Source organism: Aquimarina mycalae, assembly GCF_029906345.1.
Classification (GTDB): domain Bacteria; phylum Bacteroidota; class Bacteroidia; order Flavobacteriales; family Flavobacteriaceae; genus Aquimarina.
In genome coordinates this window covers 361,746-382,896 of record NZ_JARYGY010000001.1, presented here as the reverse complement: position 1 = coordinate 382,896, position 21,151 = coordinate 361,746, and the positions used below count along the sequence as shown (strand labels likewise).

At 32.9% G+C, this 21,151-nt stretch carries 18 protein-coding genes; 12 read left to right on the top strand and 6 right to left on the bottom strand.

From position 1 onward, the window contains the following. The first annotated feature begins 1 nt into the window (after nt 1). The 8 genes from QBK95_RS01525 (at nt 2) to QBK95_RS01490 (ending at nt 8,710) form a co-directional block, all read left to right on the top strand. The gene (locus QBK95_RS01525) at nt 2-1,072 is read left to right on the top strand and encodes an LptF/LptG family permease (RefSeq protein ID WP_280929812.1); all 1,071 of its coding nucleotides are present in this window, start codon (nt 2-4) and stop codon (nt 1,070-1,072) included. Then, on the top strand, nt 1,059-1,973 hold the full coding sequence (locus QBK95_RS01520; protein ID WP_280929810.1) for a DMT family transporter: 915 nt from the start codon (nt 1,059-1,061) through the stop codon (nt 1,971-1,973). The genes QBK95_RS01525 and QBK95_RS01520 overlap by 14 nt, the downstream gene beginning before the upstream one ends. Before the next feature lie 69 nt (nt 1,974-2,042). Next, nucleotides 2,043-2,996, top strand: coding sequence for an acetyl-CoA carboxylase carboxyltransferase subunit alpha (locus tag QBK95_RS01515; protein ID WP_280929808.1), 954 nt, complete (start codon nt 2,043-2,045; stop codon nt 2,994-2,996). Between the two features lie 168 nt (nt 2,997-3,164). Further along, nucleotides 3,165-4,712, top strand: coding sequence for a replicative DNA helicase (dnaB, locus tag QBK95_RS01510; RefSeq protein WP_280929806.1), 1,548 nt, complete (start codon nt 3,165-3,167; stop codon nt 4,710-4,712). Between the two features lie 79 nt (nt 4,713-4,791). After that, complete coding sequence (locus QBK95_RS01505; RefSeq protein WP_445012617.1) at nt 4,792-5,976, top strand: asparagine synthetase B; 1,185 nt, start codon at nt 4,792-4,794, stop codon at nt 5,974-5,976. Nucleotides 5,977-6,046: 70 nt separating this feature from the next. Next, nucleotides 6,047-6,853 carry a DUF6503 family protein gene (locus QBK95_RS01500; protein WP_280929801.1) on the top strand — a complete coding sequence of 269 codons (807 nt, stop codon included), beginning with the start codon at nt 6,047-6,049 and terminating at the stop codon, nt 6,851-6,853. Nucleotides 6,854-7,148: 295 nt separating this feature from the next. Next, the gene (locus QBK95_RS01495) at nt 7,149-8,270 is read left to right on the top strand and encodes a pyridoxal-phosphate-dependent aminotransferase family protein (protein WP_280929799.1); all 1,122 of its coding nucleotides are present in this window, start codon (nt 7,149-7,151) and stop codon (nt 8,268-8,270) included. 122 nt (nt 8,271-8,392) lie between these two features. Next, entirely contained in the window at nt 8,393-8,710 is a 318-nt protein-coding gene (locus QBK95_RS01490; RefSeq protein WP_280929797.1) for a hypothetical protein, read from the top strand. Between the two features lie 64 nt (nt 8,711-8,774). Here the strand turns inward: QBK95_RS01490 and QBK95_RS01485 are convergent, their stop codons facing one another. Together QBK95_RS01485 and QBK95_RS01480 are read right to left on the bottom strand one after the other, a co-directional pair. After that, nucleotides 8,775-10,070: an amidohydrolase family protein gene (locus tag QBK95_RS01485; protein ID WP_280929795.1), complete on the bottom strand. Its 1,296-nt coding sequence runs from the start codon at nt 10,068-10,070 to the stop codon at nt 8,775-8,777. A 17-nt stretch (nt 10,071-10,087) separates the two neighbouring features. After that, the gene (locus tag QBK95_RS01480) at nt 10,088-13,075 is read right to left on the bottom strand and encodes an amidohydrolase family protein (protein ID WP_280929793.1); all 2,988 of its coding nucleotides are present in this window, start codon (nt 13,073-13,075) and stop codon (nt 10,088-10,090) included. A gap of 228 nt (nt 13,076-13,303) precedes the next feature. Here QBK95_RS01480 and QBK95_RS01475 point away from each other — a divergent pair, with 228 nt between their 5' ends. Beyond that, complete coding sequence (locus QBK95_RS01475) at nt 13,304-13,963, top strand: hypothetical protein (RefSeq protein ID WP_280929791.1); 660 nt, start codon at nt 13,304-13,306, stop codon at nt 13,961-13,963. A gap of 2 nt (nt 13,964-13,965) precedes the next feature. Here the strand turns inward: QBK95_RS01475 and QBK95_RS01470 are convergent, their stop codons facing one another. Then, entirely contained in the window at nt 13,966-15,030 is a 1,065-nt protein-coding gene (locus QBK95_RS01470; RefSeq protein ID WP_280929789.1) for a DUF3810 domain-containing protein, read from the bottom strand. A 98-nt stretch (nt 15,031-15,128) separates the two neighbouring features. On the opposite strand from QBK95_RS01470, the gene QBK95_RS01465 reads away from it, so the two are divergent. Next, nucleotides 15,129-16,592, top strand: a complete 1,464-nt coding sequence (locus QBK95_RS01465) for an aminoacyl-histidine dipeptidase (RefSeq protein WP_280929787.1) — start codon at nt 15,129-15,131, stop codon at nt 16,590-16,592. Nucleotides 16,593-16,673: 81 nt separating this feature from the next. On the opposite strand, the gene QBK95_RS01460 is transcribed toward QBK95_RS01465, so the two are convergent. Genes QBK95_RS01460 through QBK95_RS01450 form a run of 3 tightly spaced genes read right to left on the bottom strand, consistent with a single transcriptional unit; the run spans nt 16,674 to nt 19,390 of the window. Beyond that, nucleotides 16,674-17,810 carry a peptidylprolyl isomerase gene (locus tag QBK95_RS01460; RefSeq protein WP_280929785.1) on the bottom strand — a complete coding sequence of 379 codons (1,137 nt, stop codon included), beginning with the start codon at nt 17,808-17,810 and terminating at the stop codon, nt 16,674-16,676. Nucleotides 17,811-17,825: 15 nt separating this feature from the next. Further along, on the bottom strand, nt 17,826-18,377 hold the full coding sequence (gldI, locus tag QBK95_RS01455; protein ID WP_280929782.1) for a gliding motility-associated peptidyl-prolyl isomerase GldI: 552 nt from the start codon (nt 18,375-18,377) through the stop codon (nt 17,826-17,828). Then, nucleotides 18,374-19,390 carry a DHH family phosphoesterase gene (locus QBK95_RS01450; protein ID WP_280929780.1) on the bottom strand — a complete coding sequence of 339 codons (1,017 nt, stop codon included), beginning with the start codon at nt 19,388-19,390 and terminating at the stop codon, nt 18,374-18,376. Before QBK95_RS01450 ends, gldI begins: the two co-directional genes overlap by 4 nt. Before the next feature lie 79 nt (nt 19,391-19,469). Between QBK95_RS01450 and QBK95_RS01445 the strand changes: the two genes are divergently transcribed. Further along, nucleotides 19,470-20,501, top strand: coding sequence for an alkaline phosphatase D family protein (locus QBK95_RS01445; protein ID WP_280929778.1), 1,032 nt, complete (start codon nt 19,470-19,472; stop codon nt 20,499-20,501). Nucleotides 20,502-20,677: 176 nt separating this feature from the next. After that, nucleotides 20,678-21,097 (top strand): nucleoside-diphosphate kinase, encoded by a 420-nt coding sequence (locus tag QBK95_RS01440; RefSeq protein ID WP_027395629.1) that lies wholly within the window; start codon nt 20,678-20,680, stop codon nt 21,095-21,097. The last annotated feature ends 54 nt before the right edge of the window (nt 21,098-21,151 follow it).

Below are 21,151 nucleotides of genomic sequence, written 5' to 3'. Positions count from 1 at the left end.
TTTGAAAATATTAGACTGGTACATACTTAAAAGATATTTAGGAACATTTTTTACAATGATTCTTTTGTTTATTCCGATTGGTATTATAGTAGATCTTTCGGAAAAAATTGATAATATGTTGGAGCATAAGGTTCCTGTTGCTGCGGTAATATCATATTATTTAGATTTTACAGTGTACTTTGCTAACTTACTATTCCCATTATTTGTTTTTCTCTCGGTAATTTGGTTTACCTCCAAGTTAGCTAATAAAACAGAAATTATTGCTTTTTTGAGTTCAGGAGTTTCGTTTTGGAGATTTCTTAGACCTTATATGATTGGAGCTATTCTTATTTGTTTAGGAGCTTTAGCGATGGGGTTATTTTTGGCGCCAAAAGCAAGTCAAGGATTTAACGAATTTAAATACACATATCTAAAAAAAGGTAAAAAAGTTCAGGAAACCAGAAATGTATATAGACAATTGAACGATAGTATTTTTTTGTATGCAAATGATTTTAAGCCGCTTAAGAAAAAAGCTACCAACTTTACACTAGAGTACTTTAACGGAAATAAGTTGGTTACAAAAATTTCGGCGAGAACAATAACTTCTAAGGATAGTATCTATGAATTACGAGATTTTGTAAAGCGTACCGTATTAGAAAACGAAGACATAATAGAAAAAGCCAGAAAAAAGGATACAGTTCTTCCATTTAATATTGATGAATTTACTCCAGTAACCTATGTGGCTGAAACTCTTAATTATATGCAATTGAGCAAGTTTATCGAGAAAGAAAGTAAAAGAGGATCTTCAGATATCAATCGCTATAAAGTAGTAGCCTATAAACGATGGAGTATTCCAGTTTCAGCATTTATTCTTACCGTGATAGGTGTAGCAGTATCTTCGATGAAAAGACGAGGAGGAATGGGAATTAATCTTGCAGTTGGTATTTCATTAGCTTTTATTTTTATCTTTTTTGATAAAGTTTTAGGTACAATGGCTAATCAATCTGATTTTCCACCTTTAGTAGCTGTGTGGTTTCCTAATGTTTCCTTTGGAATTCTAGCTATATATCTATTATATAATGCCAAACGTTAAACTTAAGAATTACCTTCATCTTCATTTTATAGTATTTATATGGGGATTTACAGCGATACTGGGAGAACTAATATCCATTGATGCGCTGCCTTTGGTTTGGTATAGAATGTTAATGGCCTCTGGTTTTATTTATTTGTTTATTCGTCTAAGAAAAATCTCTTTAATAATTTCCAGAAAGCTATTAGTAACCTTATGTGTTGCAGGAACTATCATAGCATTACATTGGATTACTTTTTTTGCTGCGATAAAGGTTTCCAATGTATCTATAACATTGGCTGTACTTTCTACAGGAGCATTCTTTACTTCAATTTTAGAACCGATATTTTATAAAAGAAAATTGATTTGGTACGAAGTTCTTTTTGGTTTAATGGTAATTGCTGGATTATATATAATATTTAATGTAGAAGGTGATTATTTTCTTGGAATATTATATGCTATATGTTCAGCATTTTTATCCTCTGTATTTTCATTAATAAATGGAAAGATTGCACAGCAATATAATTCATCGATGATTTCTTTTTATGAATTATTAAGCGGTGTTGGATTTGTAACATTGTATTTAGTCGCAATTTCTTTTTTTGGAAATCAAAATGAAGGTTTTTCAGCGTCTTTCTTTCAATTATCTTCTACTGATTGGATTTACCTTATTATTTTGGCATCAGTTTGTACAGCCTATGCTTTTATAGGTTCTGTACAGGTAATGAAGTACTTAAGCCCGTATACAGTGATGTTAACGGTTAATTTGGAACCGGTATATGGAATAATATTAGCTTTTTTAATTTTTGGAGATTCAGAAAAAATGAATCCTGGATTTTATTACGGAGCTCTTATTATTATTGGTACTGTCGTGTTAAATGGAATATTTAAAAACTTTAAAAAAATAAAAAGACAAAGTTCTTAATACTAGTTTACCAAGTAAAGTTTTATATTTGTCCGCTAACCCTAGTTAAAAATAAAATATATTCTTGATATGGAATATTTAGAATTTGAACTCCCCATAAAAGAACTCGAAGAACAATTTGAGAAAGCATGTGCTATAGGTGCAGAGAGTGACGTTGATGTGACCGATACCTGTAAGCAGATCGAAAAGAAATTGAACGAGACTAAAAAGGAAATTTATAAAAACCTAACTGCTTGGCAACGTGTCCAGTTATCTAGACACCCATCTCGACCATATACTTTGGACTATATTAATGCCATCTGTGGAGAATCTTTTTTAGAATTGCACGGAGATCGGAATGTTAAAGATGATAAGGCAATGATCGGTGGTCTTGGTAAAATTGGTGATCAAAGCTTTATGTTTATTGGTCAACAAAAGGGATATAATACTAAAACGAGACAGTATCGTAATTTTGGGATGGCGAATCCTGAAGGATACAGAAAAGCACTTCGTTTAATGAAAAGTGCAGAGAAGTTTGGTATTCCAGTTGTAAGTTTTATCGATACTCCAGGTGCGTATCCAGGTCTTGAAGCTGAAGAAAGAGGCCAAGGTGAGGCGATTGCCAGGAATATTTTAGAAATGACACGTCTTAAAGTTCCGATTATTGTAATAATTATTGGAGAAGGAGCAAGTGGAGGTGCTTTGGGAATTGGAGTAGGAGATAAAGTATTGATGTTAGAGAATGCTTGGTATTCTGTAATTTCTCCAGAAAATTGCTCTTCTATTTTATGGAGAAGTTGGGAACAAAAGGAAATCGCAGCTGAAGCGTTAAAGCTTACGGCTAAAGACAGTGCAAAGCTTAAAGTGGTAGATGAAATTGTAAGAGAACCACTTGGAGGAGCGCATAGTGATCGTGAGAAAACATTCAAAGCTGTTCGAGACAAAATTTTAACATCTTATGATGAAATGAAAAACTTATCACCAGAAGAATTGGTAGAAAAGCGTATGGATAAATATGCAAACATGGGAGTCTTTAAAGGCTAACCCCTAAAAAATCACTTGACGAAAAAATCTGAAGTTTCTCACTTTGGATTTTTTTGTGCTTATTAACAAAATAATTAAGTTATCAACAGTTCATTTGTTGATGACTGGTGGACATTCATTATCTTTGTATAAGGACCATCTCTTTACAATTTTTTTACTTTCGTAGCTATGGAAAAAGTACAGCAGACTCAACAAGTTAATTATGGTCGGGGGAACATAATTTCGCTTGAAAAAGGAAAAATACCTCCTCAAGCAACTGATTTAGAGGAAGTTGTACTCGGAGCAATGATGATTGATAAGAAAGGGGTTGATGAGATTATAGATATTCTCAATCCTGATGTATTTTATAAAGAGTCTCATAAATATATTTTTGACGCAATCTATAAACTCTTCGAAAACTCTGAACCAATAGACTTATTAACGGTTTCTAGTCAACTTAAGAAAGATGCAAAACTTGAATTAGCAGGCGGGGAATTTTATTTGATACAACTAACTCAAAAGGTAGCATCCTCGGCACATATCGAGTTTCATGCAAGGATTATTTTGCAGAAATATATCCAACGTAGTTTGATAAAAATATCAAACGAAATCATAGAAGAATCTTATGATGAGACGACTGATGTTTTCGACCTTTTGGACATGGCAGAATCTAGATTGTATGAGGTAACGCAAGGAAATATAAAAAGATCAACAGAAACGGCACAGAATTTAGTAATTCAGGCTAAGAAAAAGATTCAGGAAATATCGAATAAAGAAGGGATGAGTGGAGTACCTTCTGGGTTTGATAAGTTGGATAAGCTTACTTCTGGTTGGCAGCCGAGTGATTTAATAATTGTTGCAGCGCGTCCTGGTATGGGTAAAACGGCTTTGACATTATCTATGGCACGAAATATGGCAGTGGGAGCTAATATTCCAGTTGCATTTTTTTCGTTAGAGATGTCTTCTGTACAGCTTATTACACGTTTGATATCATCAGAAACAGGACTTTCTTCAGAGAAATTGCGTACAGGTAAGTTGGAAAAACATGAGTGGGAACAACTTAACGTAAAAGTGAAAGACCTAGAGAAGGCACCACTTTTTATTGATGATACTCCCTCTCTTTCCATTTTTGATTTAAGAGCCAAAGCGCGTCGTCTTTCTTCTCAGCACGGTATTAAAATGATCGTTATCGATTATCTTCAATTAATGACTGCAGGAGGAAGTGGTAAAAATGGAAATCGTGAACAAGAAATTTCTACAATTTCTCGTAACCTTAAGGCCCTTGCAAAGGAATTAAACATTCCAGTAATTGCATTATCACAACTTTCGCGAGCTGTAGAAACACGGGGAGGTAGTAAACGACCGTTGTTAAGTGACCTTAGGGAATCTGGTGCGATTGAGCAAGATGCCGATATTGTAGCATTTATATTTAGACCAGAATATTATAAGATTGATGAATGGGATGATGAAGAAAGATCACCCACACAAGGTCAAGGAGAATTTATCGTAGCTAAACACCGTAATGGAGGTTTAGAAAATATTAGGTTAAAATTTATTGGTCACTTAGGTAAATTTGATAACTTAGATGACTTTAGTACTCCTTTTGAGTTTCACTCTAAAATGAACGATGGCAAAGAAGAAGAAGATCCATTTAGTACAAATCATCTTCCAAGTGCAGATGAAGCTTTCGGGAGTAGCATAAATGACTCTAATGATGATGACGATGTTCCTTTCTAAAATGAAGTGTAAGTTTCTAATTTATACTTTGTTATTTTTATTTACTTTTCAATCCTATGCTTCATATGTTTTGATTCCGATGGATGCTGAAAGTCAGCAAAACCATTTAAAAGCGTATGGGATAACATATTGGACATTAAGCAAAGACCTTAAAGTAAAATGGTTACTTAATTATAGAGGAGGTTCCTTTTTGTTGCCAGATACAGAAGACATTAGAAAAGAATGCACTATTAGAGGTGTTTCTTATGAATTATTAAGTGCCACCAAGACAGAGGAAATTTTAGCAGAAATTAGTAGTCCGTCAAAGAATATGGAAGCAGTGATTCTAGAAAAAGCACCTAAAATTGCTGTGTATTCTCCAAAAGGAAATCAACCTTGGGATGATGCTGTTACGATGGTATTGACTTTTGCAGAAATACCTTATGAAACGGTTTACGATAAAGAAGTTTTAGAAGACAATCTAATATTGTTTGATTGGTTGCATCTTCATCATGAAGATTTTACAGGTCAATATGGTAAGTTTTATGCTACATATAGAGCCGCTCCTTGGTATATTAGGGAGAAGGCTAATGCCGAAAAACTAGCAAATAGTCTGGGATATCAGAAAGTATCACAAGAAAAATTAGGTGTTGCACTTAAAATTAGAGATTATGTTGTTGGCGGTGGGTTTATGTTTGCTATGTGCAGTGCTACAGACAGTTTTGAGATTGCCTTGGCAGCAGAAGGAATAGATATATGCGAACCCATGTTTGATGGGGATCCAAGTGAACCAGGCTATCAGTCTAAGATTGATTATAATAAAACGTTTGCGTTTAAGGATTTTAAGTTAGAACGCAGCCCAAACGTATATGAATTTTCGTCTATCGATATGACCAGGAAACGCCGTATTCCTAAAAGAACAGATTATTTTACCTTAATGGATTTTTCTGCAAAATGGGATCCGATTCCAACAATGCTTTGTCAAAATCATACCGCTTTAGTTAAAGGTTTTATGGGGCAAACAACGGCTTATGACCCTAATGAAATTAAATCTAATGTGCTGGTTCTTGGAGAAAACAGAACTAATAACGAGGCCAGGTATATCCATGGAATTAAGGGCAAAGGGTTTTTTACTTTTTATGGAGGACACGATCCTGAAGATTACCAGCATAGAGTAGGTGATCCAAAAACTGAGTTAGAACTACATCCTAACTCTCCTGGATATCGATTGATTCTTAATAATGTCCTCTTTCCTGCGGCTAAAAAGAAAAAACAAAAAACTTAATGCTTTTTATTGTAAGGTTATGTAAGTAATACGACTATAGCATACTTAATAAGATAACCTTAACTCAATAATGAAAAAAATATACACATTACTAATCATAATTAGTATCGCATTTTCTTGTAAACAAGTTTCTACTCAAGAAAAAGAAATAGTTGAAGAACAGGTAGTTGAAGAAATAATTCAAGATCGTTCAAAAGATTTCCCCGCTGATATTGCATCCGTATTTACCGCACACGGAGGAATCAAAACTTTTGATCAACAACAAACAATGGTTTTTGAGCTTTCTAATCCTGAAGGTAATGAAAAACATACTACCGATCTTAAATCTAGACATGCAAGAATAGAAACTGATAAATTTGTATTAGGTTTCGATGGAAAAGAAGCATGGCTTGAACAAGATTCAACTTATTTTAAAGGAAACCCTCGTTTTTATCATAATTTGATGTTTTATTTCTATGCAATGCCTTTTGTATTAGGAGATGAAGGAATCACCTATGAAAAGGTTGATGATCTAATTGTAGGAGATGTGTCTTATCCAGGTTATAAGATCTCTTATGGAGAAGCGATTGGAGATTCTCCAAAGGATAATTATTTCTTGTATTATGAAAAAGACTCGCACCAGATGAAATATTTAGGGTATACAGTAACATTCTTTAGTAAAGAAAGTAGTGAGAAAATAAGCTTGATCGAATATTCTGATTGGAATAATGTAAATGGCTTATTACTTCCTAAAACATTAAAATGGAAAGAATATAAAGATGGTGTTGTTGGCGATGTGAGAAGTGAAAGAAACTTTGTAAATGCAAGTGTAAGTTCTGAAAAATTAGATTCGTCTTTATATAAAAAACCAGCAGAAGAAAAAGCAAATACTTTGTAAAGTATTAATATTGAAAAAGAGAAGTTTTATTAATCCCCATCGGTTCATAACCGATGGGGATGTTTTTTTATGGTAGATTTTAATTTTTTTTGATAAAAATTAGAGTGTATTTTTCCTGATTTGATATTTTTCTAATAATATTTGACCTTCTAGTTGTTAAATAATCATTTTTAATAACATTTTTAACAAATACTGAAATATGATGAGTAATGGACATATTTAGAATTACCTAATTTTATATCCTTTATCCAATTCCATTTACGAAAACGATATAGTAACACACAAAATGAATTTTATGTATACAGAACTTAATACAAGTAATAGGATATTAATGGGACCAGGACCATCTGATGCACATCCTAGAGTGTTAAAAGCAATGTCAACTCCATTGATTGGTCATTTGGACCCAGAATTTGTAACTATTATGGATGAAGTTAAGACGATGGTTCAAGATACGTTCTTAACTAAAAATCATATGACATTCGTGGTTTCTGCTCCAGGTAGTGCAGGTATGGAAACTTGTTTGGTTAATTTACTAGAACCTAATGATGAAGTTATCATAGGTATTAATGGTGTTTTTGGTGGAAGAATGGCTGATATTGCAGAAAGATGCGGAGCAAAAGTTCATAAAATTGAAACAGCTTGGGGAAATGTTATTACTCCTGAGGATATTAAGAAAAAATTAGAAATATGTCCGAAGCCTAAATTAGTAGCATTAGTGCATGCAGAAACTTCTACTGGTGCTTTGCAACCTTTAAAAGAAATTAGTGACTTAGTTCATAATGCTGGAGGGTTGTTCATGATAGATGCAGTGACATCATATTGCGGAATGGAATTAAGGGTAGATGATTGGAATATTGATGCTATCTATACAGGAACACAAAAAAACCTAAGTGCACCTCCAGGATTATCTCCTGTTAGTTTTTCGGAAGATGCATTAAAAGCACTGGAAAATAGGAAGACAAAAGTGCAAAGTTGGTTTTTGGATTTGAGTTTAGTAAAAAATTATTGGGGAGGAGCTAAACGAGCTTATCATCATACAGCACCTGTATCCTCTGTTTATGCTTTGCGAGAATCTCTAAGGATTGTGTTGGAAGAAGGATTGGAAAATAGATGGAAGAGACATCAAGAAGTACATCAGGTATTAAAAACTAAATTGGAAAATTTGGGCTTCAGGTATTTAGTAGAAGAGCAATATCGCTTACCTAATTTAAATTCTGTCTTTTTACCAGAAGGAAATGATGAAGCTTTAATAAGAAAAAAGTTATTGAACGACTACAATATAGAAGTAGGAGGAGGGCTAGGCGCTTTTGCTGGTAAAATATGGCGAATTGGTATTATGGGCGAAAGTTGTACACTTAATCATGTAAATATGTTGATAAGCGCTCTTGAAGATATAAAAGAGTTTAAAAATTAGGATGTAAGGAAATTGGGGTTTTAATTTCACTGAAAACAGGGTGTGATTTTGATTAAGAATTTACAAAATTTGTATAGAAAATTTAATCAACACATTTTTTAATCTCTTAAAAACCTTATTTCATGAGTTCTTTACACAATGACCAAATGGTCGTGGAAATCTTAAACTATTTTTATCCTAATAACACAATTTCAGAGTATGATGTAACCGAAGATTTGGGTGATCTAGCAGCAGAAATGTATGCAGAAGCACTGGAAGCTTCTAATGTAATGCATTTAGTGCCGAGACCAACATATACGCCTTCATTTTCCTGGTTAGTAAAAGAGGGAGTTAAGGCAGTATGGAGATCAAAAGGAGGTGATGATATATACGAATCAGTTCGAGTTACAGTTGCGCTTAAGTATAAGAGTGCACATCAAATGGGAAAACTAGGAATCTAAAACAAAAAAAGAGGCGCTTGGAATAGCGCCTCTTTGTATTTTAATAGTAAATATAAATGCCTTATTATTTGCCGTATTTATTACTATATCTCTTCCATAATTTAGTCTGATGGCTCTCTAAACTAATATCTCGTCCTTGGATAAAAGCTTTTTCTAATTGATTAGTTCGCATATCTAATGCGTCACCAATACTTATGAATAATGTAGCATCTTTTCCTACTTCTAGGGTTCCTACCATAGCATCAATTCCTAGTATTTTGGCGTTATTACCAGTAATTAATTGCAATGCTTTTTCTTTGTTCAATCCATGAGCTGCTACAGTTCCTGCTTGAAAAGGTAAATTACGAGCATTAGCACGCTCCATTTGGCCACTATTTTGTAGGCCTACTAATACACCTGCATCTACTAATAGTTTTGCATTTTTGTAAGGCAAATCATAATCTTCATCTTCATGGCGTGGAGTACTGTGAGTTCTGGATGCTAGTACGGCAATATTATTTTGTTTTAGCTGAGAAGCTACTTTATATGCTTCATAGGCACCAACAAGTACAACTTTATTAAAGTTATTTTCTTTAGAAAAAGCAATTACATCCATTATAGCTTTTTCGTTACCTACATGTACAAATAAGATTTGAGAGCCATCAAAAATACCTTGCAATGCCTTATGAGGAAGGTTTTTTGCTAAATTCGAATCCGCTTGTACAGATGCTCTAGCCTGCGAAATATAATCTTTTAGTTTAATTACTTGCTTAGTATACTCTTTATTTGGTTTAAAACCAGGATCTTCTCCTAACCACCAACGTCCTCTGGTAAAAGGATTTGGCCAATTCATATGAATTCCATCATCCGTTTTGATTGCGGCATCTTCCCAGTTCCAGGCGTCCAGTTGAACTATAGAAGATGTACCAGAAATCCAACCACCTCTTGGGGTTGTTTGAGCAATTAAAACACCATTGGGTCTCATGCTTTCTACAATTTTACTTTCTGCATTGTAAGCAATGATACTACGTATATGAGGATTAAAACTCCCAACTTCACTATCATCATCAGTGGCCCTTACTGCACTAATTTCTACAAGTCCTAAAGTAGAATTAGGTGCTATAAATCCAGGATATACATGTTTCCCAGTGGCATCAATAACTTTTCCTTTTGTAGCAGTACTTCCTTTAGAACCTACATCGGTTATTTTTCCATTTTCGAATATAATAATACTATTCTCGATTACCTCACCATTACCAATATGTGCTATAGCTCCAGAAATAGTAATAACTTCTGATTGTGCTTTAGCTGGAGTTTGCTGTGCTGTTACATTTCCAAAATTGAAGATCAGTAACAACGCTATATATAATACTTTTTTCATGTCTTGAATCATTAATTTTAGTGAATGGTTTCTAAAGTTTCACAGTGAAAATGCTGTTTTTCCTTTTTCTTAGGCGGTTGCGTTTTTAAACCATTGTTTTTTGCCTTTAGTAGCATAGTAGAAAGTTTATTTCTTTCTTGTGCAATGGTTCTTCTCATTGCTTTGTCTTTTTCAAGATCAAAATATATTGCACCTTCAATTAACGTTTTTTCTGCTTTTGCATAAATAGATAACGGATGGTCGGTCCATAGCACCACATCTGCATCTTTACCTATTTTTATACTACCAACACGATTATCAATATGTAAAAGTTTAGCAGGGTTTAGAGTCACGAATTTCCAAGCATCTTCTTCACTAACACCTCCATATTTTACGGATTTAGCAGCCTCTTGGTTTAATCTTCGTGACATTTCACCATCATCACTATTAATGGCTACAGTAACGCCTTGATTATGCATAATAGCTGCATTGTAAGGAATAGCATCATTTACTTCATACTTGTACGCCCACCAATCTGAAAACGTGGATCCACCTACTCCATGTGTAGCCATTTTATCTGCTACTTTATAACCTTCCAGAATATGAGTGAAAGTATTTATTCTAAAATTAAATTTTTCAGCTACCTTCATTAACATATTTATCTCGCTCTGTACGTAAGAATGACAACTAATAAAACGATCACCGTTTAGGATTTCTAATAGTGTTTCCATTTCTGTGTCCTTACGATATGATTTTCCGCTATTTTTTAAAGTTTCATATTCTCGAGCTCGAGTAAAGTAATCTGTATATAGTTGCTCTACACCCATTCGAGTTTGAGGAAAACGTATTCTCTGATTGTCACCCCAGTTACTTTGTTTTACATTTTCACCTAACGCAAATTTTATAAATTTTGGAGAATTGCTATAGATTAAGTTTTCAGCACTTTCTCCCCATTTTAATTTTAGGATTGCTGATCTACCTCCAATTGGATTAGCAGATCCATGAAGAATCTGAATTGAAGTCACACCACCTGCCAGATTACGATAAATATTAATATCATCAGGTGATACTACATCTTCAATGGTTACTTCTGCAGAAGAATTATGCCCAGCTTCATTAATTGCTGCAGCTGCTATATGCGAATGCTCATCTACAATACCTGAGGTTAGATGTTTTCCTGTTGCATCAATTACTCTAGCATTACCAGCATTAAGGTTTTTTCCTATAGCAGAAATTTTACCATTTTTAATCATAACATCAGTTTCGGTTAAGATTCCTTGAGATTCGTTAGTCCAAACCGTTGCATTTTTGAATAGTATATTTTCTGATTTAGGAAGTTGACTGGTACCATATGCGATATTAGGGTAGGTAACAGGAAGCACTTCTGGGCTCTCTTTTTTGTCTTCGGGTTTCTTTTTGTCTTTTTCTACATCTTCATTAGGTTTTTGTTTTGCTGTAAATGTAGTTTCAGAACCATTAGGTAGAATTGCTTTTCCGCTCCAAAATTTTGAATTGTTATTAATTGCAGTGACAATTCTGGTATATTTTGTTTTTGTAGTATCTGCGTCTGTAAATGTTATGGATACCCAATCGTTTTTATAGTTTATTTTACTACCTAATTTAGTTTCTCCAAGTTTTATTTCAGCTTTGGGTTTAGTTGGTTTTCCTGATATAGACATATCGTAGGTTTTTCCTGCAAGAGTAAGTTCATACGATCCGTTTATATCCGTAATTTTCATATCATTTATAATGTTCTTGCGACCTTGAACCCAGTTTTCATAAATGATATTGTCTTTAGAAAAAAGCTCTTTGCTAGAAATTAAAAAATTAGCATAAGCTCCTTTTTTGATAGCTCCAAGAACATCACTTTTACCTAACATTTTAGCGGGAATAGTAGTTAAGGATGCTAAAGCTGTTTTTGTATCTAAACCATGTTCAATTGCTTTCTCTATCCTTGTTTTAAGATCAGTTATCTTTTTTAATTTATGTGTTGTTAAAGAAAACTGAATACCATTTTTAGCAAGTACAGAAGGATTGGTTGGAGCCTGGTTCCAATGACGCATATCACCTAAGCTAACCAGATTAGACATAAATGGATCAGAGACATCATATGCATCTGGAAAGTCAAGAGGAAGGATATATTGTGCATTGGTAGCTTTAACCTTGTTTATTCTGGCATATTCATCACCTCCTCCAACAATAATGTATTGGATATTGTATTCATCTCCAATGTTATCAGCTCTAAAACCATTAATTCTACTTCCTGCTTCGAATATTTGCGGTAAGTTTTTATTACGGTTTAAAGCTTCTAATGATAAATCTTTAGTTTCTGTATTTCCTTGAGCGTACCAACTAGCATCATTGTATACTTGTCGTAGCAATGCCATAGATCCCATTAAAGAAGTAGGGTAAGATTGTTTGCTTTGTACACTTTTAGAGAAGGATAGTATTTGAGATGACGCATCACTTAATAATCGATCACCTGTTGTTCCTTCATTATTTAAAGCAACCAGTAATCCCGTTCCTCTAAGAATTCCATCGGGCATATGTGTGTTCAATGCACCATATCCTTCCTTGATAAATTCATCTGCTTTCTTTTTGTTATACTTAAAATCTTTAAGTGGACTGGTCTCTGGACGAATATGATCATTCCAATAGTATCCTTCTCTAGAAGGTCCATATTGAGGGTTCCCACCAAATTGATCTCCTTTTCTTTTAGGTTTTTCTATTCCGAAATTAGTGTAGGGATCTATAAAAGAAGCATAAATATGCTTTCCTTTTAAATCAATGACCACGCTGTTTTTAGGAATAGTAAGAGAGGTTCCTACTTGAAATATTTTTCCTTTCTGAATAATCAATGTGCCATTCTTAATTTCACTATCTGGAGAAGTGTGGATAATAGCATTTGTGAATACTGTGTAATTGGAGTTAGTAGTTTTTACTCCATCATTTTTTGGAAAATATTCTTGAGCATTAAGATTAAATCCCATACATACCGCAAAGAGCGATAATAATAGTTTTTTCATAAGAGTTAGTGTAAAGATGAATTGGTTTTAAAGATAACTGTTGCAATAGAAAGACCTTGTTAATTAATAATTTTTTAACAGAAGTGTATATAGAAGAATCGTCCTTTTATTTATTATTGTATAGTGCATACTGTTTTATGGCAAGAATTTTGATGCTATAAAATTAAAAGTAACTAATAACCAAGATCATTTTAAAAGCTTATTTTTATGATCTAAAAACGATGTATTATGAGATTTTTATTTATTTCTACCTTATTTATTTGTTTATCGGCTAATGCTCAGCTTGGTCGCGTAGAGTTGTCTCCTGAAGCAGGAAGATTAGCTGATATGAATACTTTTAATGGTGTAGATATTGGTGATGGTAGTATTAAAGGAAGTCCTTTTTATCTTGGCGGATATAAATTGGGAGAAGTGTTTGTCGATGGATCATCAAGAGGAAAAACCTTGTTGAGATATGATGGAGTAAATGATGAATTACAGTTTCAAAAAGATAATGAAACGTATAACGTAGTAAAAAAAGACAAGCTTAAAGCGATAGTGGATAAAACTGTGTTTAAGATTTATACCTATGAAGGAGAAAAGCAATATTTCATAACATATAATACTGGAAAAAACTCACTTTTGTTAAAACCTAAAAAGAAATTTGTTGATGTTGTAAAGGCACAAAGTGGTTATAGTAAGGATATACCTGCAAAATTTGTTGATCAGTACAAGTATTTCATATTAAAAAACGGAGAAATTCAACCCATAAAACTTAAGAAAAAAGACGTTCTTAAAGTTTTAAGTGATAAGAAAAGTGAAATAGAATCTTTTGTGTCTTCAAAAAAACTTGGTTACAAGAAAGAGAAAGACTTAATAAAAGTTATGGATTATTATAATACACTATAATTCTAAAGTTTATCCTTATAATAGTTTACTAAAAGAGCAACTACATAACTATAAGTTTCGATACCTTTAGGTTGATTGTTCGCTTTTAAGTAACTGTCATATGTGCTTTTGAAAATAGGTTCTAAAGGATTTTGATAGCTTAGCCAGAAGTCATTTACTTCTTTGTAGTTTTTACGAATTCCTGGTCTTAATTTTTCAATAAGACAAAGTGCTTTCTGTTCATCTCGAAGATAGAGATCGTTTAAGCAAAATTTTAGAGCAAAGGTAGTACCGCTGTATTTAAAATATAGATCCTCATAGTTCATAGTAGTTAATGCTGCGATAAAGTTCGCTTCATTTTCTTTAGCAAAACCTAATTGATGCGCTTCTTCATGACAACTAGTGGTAGGGGCCTTATAGTTAACGATTAGCCCATTAATTTGGGCTTCGTTGGTAATAGGGTTTAAGTAACCACTGAACCCCATATACGTTAGAGGTAGACTTAATATAGACTTCTTAATACTCTTTGGATAATAGGTGATCGATGGAAAGACATGATTAATTTGTTGATAGGCAGGAATCGTTTTATCAAATATTTCTTCTTTACTATATGGTATTTTTACAGGTAATGAATCATTTGATTCTAAGCGAGCATGGATTGTATTAGCTTGTTCGATCAATTTTTTAGATACAAATTCAAGCTCATGTTCTGTATATTGGTCATCAATATCTAAAATTTCATGCATAGGTAATCGATAATAATTCATCCCCCATAATATATGAAAACAGGCATAAATTATAGAAATGGTAGCACCTATATCAAGTAAAACACTTTTCCATTGTATATTTTTTCGAAATACCTTTTTAAATAAAAATCGTATAAAGAGTATTATTAAAATACTATAACCAATATCTCCAAAAGAGAAAGGAATCCATCCAAAAGCATATCGTAATGCTTTAGATGTAAAAACGAAAATCCCATTGCTATAAAATCGATCAATAAATTCTGGAAAAAAAGAAAGGATTTTAATAATAATAATCTGAATAGGTAAAAGAATCGTTAGATATAATTTCGTTTTGGACTGCATGAAATAAATGTGAATTATAAATGTAAATCTACAACAATTAATATATCATTTGAATTAAGATTTTCATAATGTACATTTGTCAAAAACACAATACAAATATGAATTCAGAAATAAGATCTCTTGAACCTAAAGAACTGTGGAATAAATTTGCGGACCTTAATGCGGTTCCTAGACCTTCTAAAAAGGAAGAACGTGTAATTGCTTTTATGAAAGACTTTGGGAATTCATTGGGATTACCAGTTGAAGTAGATGGAGTAGGGAATGTCTTGATTAGAAAACCTGCAACTGCCGGAATGGAAAATAGAAAAACAGTGGTAATGCAATCTCACCTTGATATGGTACATCAAAAAAATGCGGATACAGTTTTTAATTTTGATGAACAAGGAATTGAAATGTATGTTGATGGAGATTGGGTAAGAGCGAAAGGAACTACATTAGGTGCAGATAATGGATTAGGTGTTGCAACAATCATGGCTATTTTAGAATCCAAAGAAATTTCTCACCCTCCTATTGAAGCGTTATTTACTATTGATGAAGAAACAGGAATGACAGGAGCAATGGGGTTAAAACCGAACTGGTTACAAGGAGATATACTGTTAAATTTGGATACCGAAGAAGATGATGAAATCGGTGTTGGATGTGCTGGTGGAGTTGATGTCACAGCAGAGAGAAGTTATAAAGAAGAAGCCGTTTCGGATGGTAAAACAGGATATACAATTTCGGTAACTGGCCTTAATGGAGGACATTCCGGAATGGATATCCATAAAGGGTTAGGTAATGCGAATAAAATAATGAATCGATTACTGTTTGACGGCTTTGAGAATTTTGGTTTAAGAATTCAAGAAATTAAAGGAGGAAGTCTTAGAAATGCAATTCCAAGAGAGAGTTTTGCAACTATAGTTGTCGATTCAATTCAAGCTGAGGCCTTCGAATTTGAAACAGCAGAATTAATTACAACAATAAAAAAAGAATTATCATTAGTAGAACCTAATTTGTTAATTGAAGTTCGTAAAGTTGATGCACCAAATTCTGTTATGGAATTAGGAGTACAAGAAGGAATATTGAAGTCAATATATGCAGCACATAATGGAGTATATGTAATGAGTGCATCTATTCCTGATTTGGTAGAGACTTCTAATAATATAGCTAAAGTATCTATTGGTGGAGGCAAAATTAAAGTAGAGTGCCTTACTAGAAGTAGCGTAGAGTCTACTAAATTAGATTTGGTTAACAAATTGCGAGCTACTTTTGAATTAGTAGGTTGTGAAGTTACTACAGATGGGGATTATCCAGGTTGGGCACCAAATATGGATTCATCTATTTTAAAAGTATTAGATGAATTATACCAAAAAATTAATGGAGAAAGAGCACATATTGCCGCTTGCCATGCAGGATTAGAGTGCGGTATTTTAGGGCAGAACTACCCAGAAATGGATATGATCTCTTTTGGACCTACAATTTTAGGAGCTCACTCTCCTGATGAGAGAGCTAGTATTTCTTCAGCTAAAAAGTATTGGGGATTTGTATTAGAAATTTTACAAAATATTCCTATAAAGCAATAATTTTATTTAAATATTGATATAAAAAAACATCCCACCGTAAAGTGGGATGTTTTTTGTTTATAGTTGTTATATATCTATTATTTATTTATCCTGTCCTCCTTGAATACCAACTAGTTCTAACTCAAAAATCAAGTCTGCATTAGGAGGTATTGGCCCTCTACCATTTGGTCCGTAACCTAAATGAGGAGGAATGAAAAGTATGGCTTTATCACCAACTTTCATTTTTTGTACACCTTCTTTAAAACCTGCAATCATTTGAGCATCTGGAGAATAAGGCATTTGGATTGGAGCATAACCTTTTGGGTGATCCGCACGACGTTGATCAAAAATTCCCATTTCTTTTGCTCTTTCGATAAGATTAGTATCAAATATTTTCCCATCAGAAAAATATCCTTCATAGTTAATATCTACAATTTGCCCTGCTTTTGGTTGTGTACCATCTCCTTGGTTAAGGAAGAGTATCTCTAAACCACTTTCTAATTTAGTTGCTTTTTCTTTTAAACCAGCATATTTAGTAGCAGTTTTTGTTTCTCTTTCTTTAGTCAAACGATCTTTTTCAGCTTTTTCCTCTTCAAGTTTCTTTAACTTACCTTCAAAAGCAACTTTAGCATCAAAGGCTTTAGCACTTTTACCTTTTCTAAAAATGTTTACTTCTTGCATTTTCACTTCTGCAACTGGCTTGTCTCCAGGTTTTTTTGTCTCTACGGCTCCAATACTATCAACAACTTCTTGTCCATATACGATTTCTCCAAACACCGTATGTCTTCCATTTAAATGAGGAGTAGGAACTAAAGTAATAAAGAATTGACTACCGTTTGTAGCAGGCCCAGAATTGGCCATAGATAAGATACCTTTAGATTTATGTGTTAATGAATCCACAAATTCATCTGGAAACTTATATCCAGGATCACCTGTTCCTGTACCAAGAGGATCTCCTGTTTGTACCATAAAATCTTTGATCACACGGTGAAATATAACCCCATTATAATATTTTTTTCCTTTATATAAACTATCTACCATTGTGTTTGTTCCTTCGGCAAGAGAGACAAAGTTAGCAACGGTTAATGGTGTTGCCTCATGATATAATTTAGCAACTGCAGTCCCTTTATTTGTTATGATTTCTGCATAGATCCCATCTTCTAGTTCAGGGTATTTTTCTTCACAATTACTAAATGTAAAAGCAATAATTGCTAAAAATAAAAGATTTAATTTTTTCATTTTTTTAGTTACGTTTTAATTTTCTTTTGTTGATTGTTTGGTAATTCTATTGAGTGTTACGTTAGATATTAACGGAATATTTGTGCCAATCTTATTATCATCTCCATAATATCCATAGGCTTGATACGAAGGAAATAAAAAAGTTACCGTTTCTCCAGCTTTCATAAGTTTTAAACCTTCGCGTAAACCGAAAAACAATTCTTCTTTATCAATGGCATAGTTGATAGTGTCAAGTTCTTTTTGGTTATATATAATGTTTCCACTTAAATCTTTAACATCATAGTTGAAGTTTACAATATCTCCAAACTTAGGAGTAACAGAAGATAAGGTGTCTTTTACATTGTAATAATACCAAAACCCACCATCCGATACGATATAATTATGAACAGAATCTTGCTGAATAATTTTCTGAATTCTTGCTTCTTCTCTTGCACTCAGTTCTTTATTTCTGTTTATAGATTCGCTAATAAAAGAACCAGAAGAAATACTCACTGGTTTTCTAGCCTCTGGAGCTTTACAAGAAAAAAATAAGAATAAAAAACTTAGAAATGGAAGAAAATATCTCATGAATTTAGGGCATTTTTATAAGAGGGTAAGATACTAATAAATTTTTCAACAGTTTCATCTAGTGAAAGATTACTTTTTCCTCCTGCAGCGTTATGATGGCCGCCTCCTTCAAAATGATTTCTAGAAAATTCATTAACAGAAAAATCTCCTTTAGAACGCAAAGAGATTTTTATAATTTTCTCACCTTTATTTTCAATAAAAATTAATGCAAATCGGATACCTTCGAGTGATAAACCCATATTGACAAAAGTTTCTGTATCACCTTTCTTAAAATTATGATCATCTAACTCTTTTTGGGATAAGGTAATGTATGCAGTTTTGTATTCGGGAAGAACTTTTAAATTTCTCAGTGCTACACCTTGTAATTGTAGTCGGGAATATGAATTAGCATCATAAATATTTTCATGAATAGCTGTGTTATCAGCTCCTCGATCAATTAGGTCTGCAATCACTTTATGTGTAGTACTAGTTGTAGATCTAAATCTAAATGAGCCTGTGTCGGTCATTATACCAACATAAATACAGGTAGCGATGTCAGCATTAATTTTATCTAAATCACCTAATTTTTCTATAAAATGATATATCATTTGACAAGTAGAGCTCATCCCCACATCGCTATACATATACTTTGCGTAAGTATCGGGCTGTTGATGATGATCTATCATAATAAAAGTAGTGGAAGTGGCTGCTAGAATTGCTTCCATATTACCTGTACGTGATAAATGATTAAAGTCTAAGGTGAAAATGATGTCAGCTTCTTTAATTTTGGATAATGCTAACTCAGTATTACTGTCATATTTTACAATTGTATCTTCTCCTGGAATCCATTTTAGAAAATTAGGGTAATCATTAGGTGTTATTACAGTAGTATGATGCCCAAATCCCGAAAGATAATGGTGCAATGCTAAAGTAGAACCAATGGCATCTCCATCTGGATTTTTGTGCGGAATAATTACAATGTTTTTTGGAGCACTTAAAAGCGCTTTTATTTCTTTAATCTCACTCGTATTCATAGGTCAGCGAATATACTATTTATTAATAATATGGTAATAAAGGAATACTTAATTTTATAGGCTAATCATTCTTTATCATATGAAAACCGTTATAAACATATTCATTGCATTATTTTTTGCAACGTATTACTCGTTCTCTCAGACAATATCAAATATCAAAAAACCAGATTTCACGATAGCTTTTGGGAGTTGTAATAAGCAAAATAGTCCACAACCTTTTTGGAAAGAAATATTGAAAAATAATCCAGATGTATTTATTTGGGGAGGAGATAATATCTATGGAGATTCTGATGATATGTCTAAAATAGCAAACGATTATAAAATTCAAAATAAAAATTCTGGTTATCAAAAATTAAAGAAAACTATTCCAATATTAGCCACTTGGGATGATCACGATTATGGTAAGAATGATGTCGGTGCAGAATGGAGCATGAAAGAAGAAAGTCAGCAGTTATTCCTTGATTTTTTAGGTGTTTCAAAAGATGATTATAGAAGAAAACAAGAAGGTGTATATTATTCTAAGTTGTTTAAAAATGAAAAAGGAAGTATTAATGTTATTATTTTAGATACAAGATATTTTAGATCTAAATTATTAAAAGATGTAACAGGCAATAAACGCTATGTGCCTTATAAAAATAACATAGGAACTATTTTAGGAGAAAAACAATGGAAATGGTTAGAAAAGGAATTAGACTTAACTACAGCTGATTTTAATGTAATTGTTAGTAGTATTCAGTTTTTGTCATCAGAACATGGTTGGGAATGTTGGGGCAATTTTCCAGGAGAAGTGGAAAGGTTGAAAAAGTTAATCGTAGATAAAAAAGTAAAGAATGCAATGATTCTAAGCGGCGATCGACATATTTCAGAATTTTCTACTACTCGAATCCCTGAACTAAGATACCCATTAGTAGATTTTACTTCTAGTGGATTGACACATTCTTATAGTAAATATAGCGGAGAGGTTAATAAAAATAGAGTAGGAGTGGTTATTTCTGTACCTAGTTTTGGGGTTTTGAAATTTAATTTTGATAAACAAAAGGTGATTATGCAAATGCGGGGCGAAAACAATAAAATTTTACAAGAATTCGTGCCGAATTACCATAAAAATTAGAATTTTGTATTTCTATATTGTAAATCCAGAGACTTTCTATTGATATTTCTTGTTTTTGATGCTTTTATCTATACTTTTGCACAAAATTTTGCTTTCTGGTTTGTATGATCAGAAAATTGTTAAAAAGAATAGTTTTCCTTTTGATAGGAAAATTGAATAAAAACTAAATTTTAAAAATGGCAACAAATAGAACTTTTACCATGCTTAAGCCAGATGCAGTAAGAAAAGGGTACATCGGTGCGATCCTTGAACAAATCACTGCTTCAGGTTTTAGAATTGTAGCAATGAAATTAACACAACTTACTACAGATGATGCAAAAGCTTTTTATGCTGTGCATAGTGAGCGTCCGTTTTACGGAGAATTAGTAGAGTATATGACTAGTGGTCCAATCGTAGCGGCTATTCTTGAAAAAGAAAATGCAGTTGAAGATTTTAGAACATTAATCGGAGCTACTAATCCAGAAGAAGCGGCTGAAGGAACCATCCGTAAGAAATTTGCTACTTCAATTAGCGAAAATGCTGTACACGGAAGTGATAGTGATGACAACGCTGCTATCGAAGGTGCTTTTCATTTCTCAGGAAGAGAGCAGTTCTAAGAAAAAGTTAGACGCATATAATATTCAAAACCATTCTAATTTTTTAGAATGGTT

Coding starts and splice junctions, on each gene's coding strand:
- QBK95_RS01520 (WP_280929810.1), top strand. CDS start 1,059: ATGCCAAACGTTAAACTTAAGAATTACCTTCATCTTCATTTTATAGTA.
- QBK95_RS01515 (WP_280929808.1), top strand. CDS start 2,043: ATGGAATATTTAGAATTTGAACTCCCCATAAAAGAACTCGAAGAACAA.
- dnaB (WP_280929806.1), top strand. CDS start 3,165: ATGGAAAAAGTACAGCAGACTCAACAAGTTAATTATGGTCGGGGGAAC.
- QBK95_RS01505 (WP_445012617.1), top strand. CDS start 4,792: ATGGATGCTGAAAGTCAGCAAAACCATTTAAAAGCGTATGGGATAACA.
- QBK95_RS01500 (WP_280929801.1), top strand. CDS start 6,047: ATGAAAAAAATATACACATTACTAATCATAATTAGTATCGCATTTTCT.
- QBK95_RS01495 (WP_280929799.1), top strand. CDS start 7,149: ATGTATACAGAACTTAATACAAGTAATAGGATATTAATGGGACCAGGA.
- QBK95_RS01490 (WP_280929797.1), top strand. CDS start 8,393: ATGAGTTCTTTACACAATGACCAAATGGTCGTGGAAATCTTAAACTAT.
- QBK95_RS01485 (WP_280929795.1), bottom strand. CDS start 10,070: ATGAAAAAAGTATTATATATAGCGTTGTTACTGATCTTCAATTTTGGA.
- QBK95_RS01480 (WP_280929793.1), bottom strand. CDS start 13,075: ATGAAAAAACTATTATTATCGCTCTTTGCGGTATGTATGGGATTTAAT.
- QBK95_RS01475 (WP_280929791.1), top strand. CDS start 13,304: ATGAGATTTTTATTTATTTCTACCTTATTTATTTGTTTATCGGCTAAT.
- QBK95_RS01470 (WP_280929789.1), bottom strand. CDS start 15,030: ATGCAGTCCAAAACGAAATTATATCTAACGATTCTTTTACCTATTCAG.
- QBK95_RS01465 (WP_280929787.1), top strand. CDS start 15,129: ATGAATTCAGAAATAAGATCTCTTGAACCTAAAGAACTGTGGAATAAA.
- QBK95_RS01460 (WP_280929785.1), bottom strand. CDS start 17,810: ATGAAAAAATTAAATCTTTTATTTTTAGCAATTATTGCTTTTACATTT.
- gldI (WP_280929782.1), bottom strand. CDS start 18,377: ATGAGATATTTTCTTCCATTTCTAAGTTTTTTATTCTTATTTTTTTCT.
- QBK95_RS01450 (WP_280929780.1), bottom strand. CDS start 19,390: ATGAATACGAGTGAGATTAAAGAAATAAAAGCGCTTTTAAGTGCTCCA.
- QBK95_RS01445 (WP_280929778.1), top strand. CDS start 19,470: ATGAAAACCGTTATAAACATATTCATTGCATTATTTTTTGCAACGTAT.
- QBK95_RS01440 (WP_027395629.1), top strand. CDS start 20,678: ATGGCAACAAATAGAACTTTTACCATGCTTAAGCCAGATGCAGTAAGA.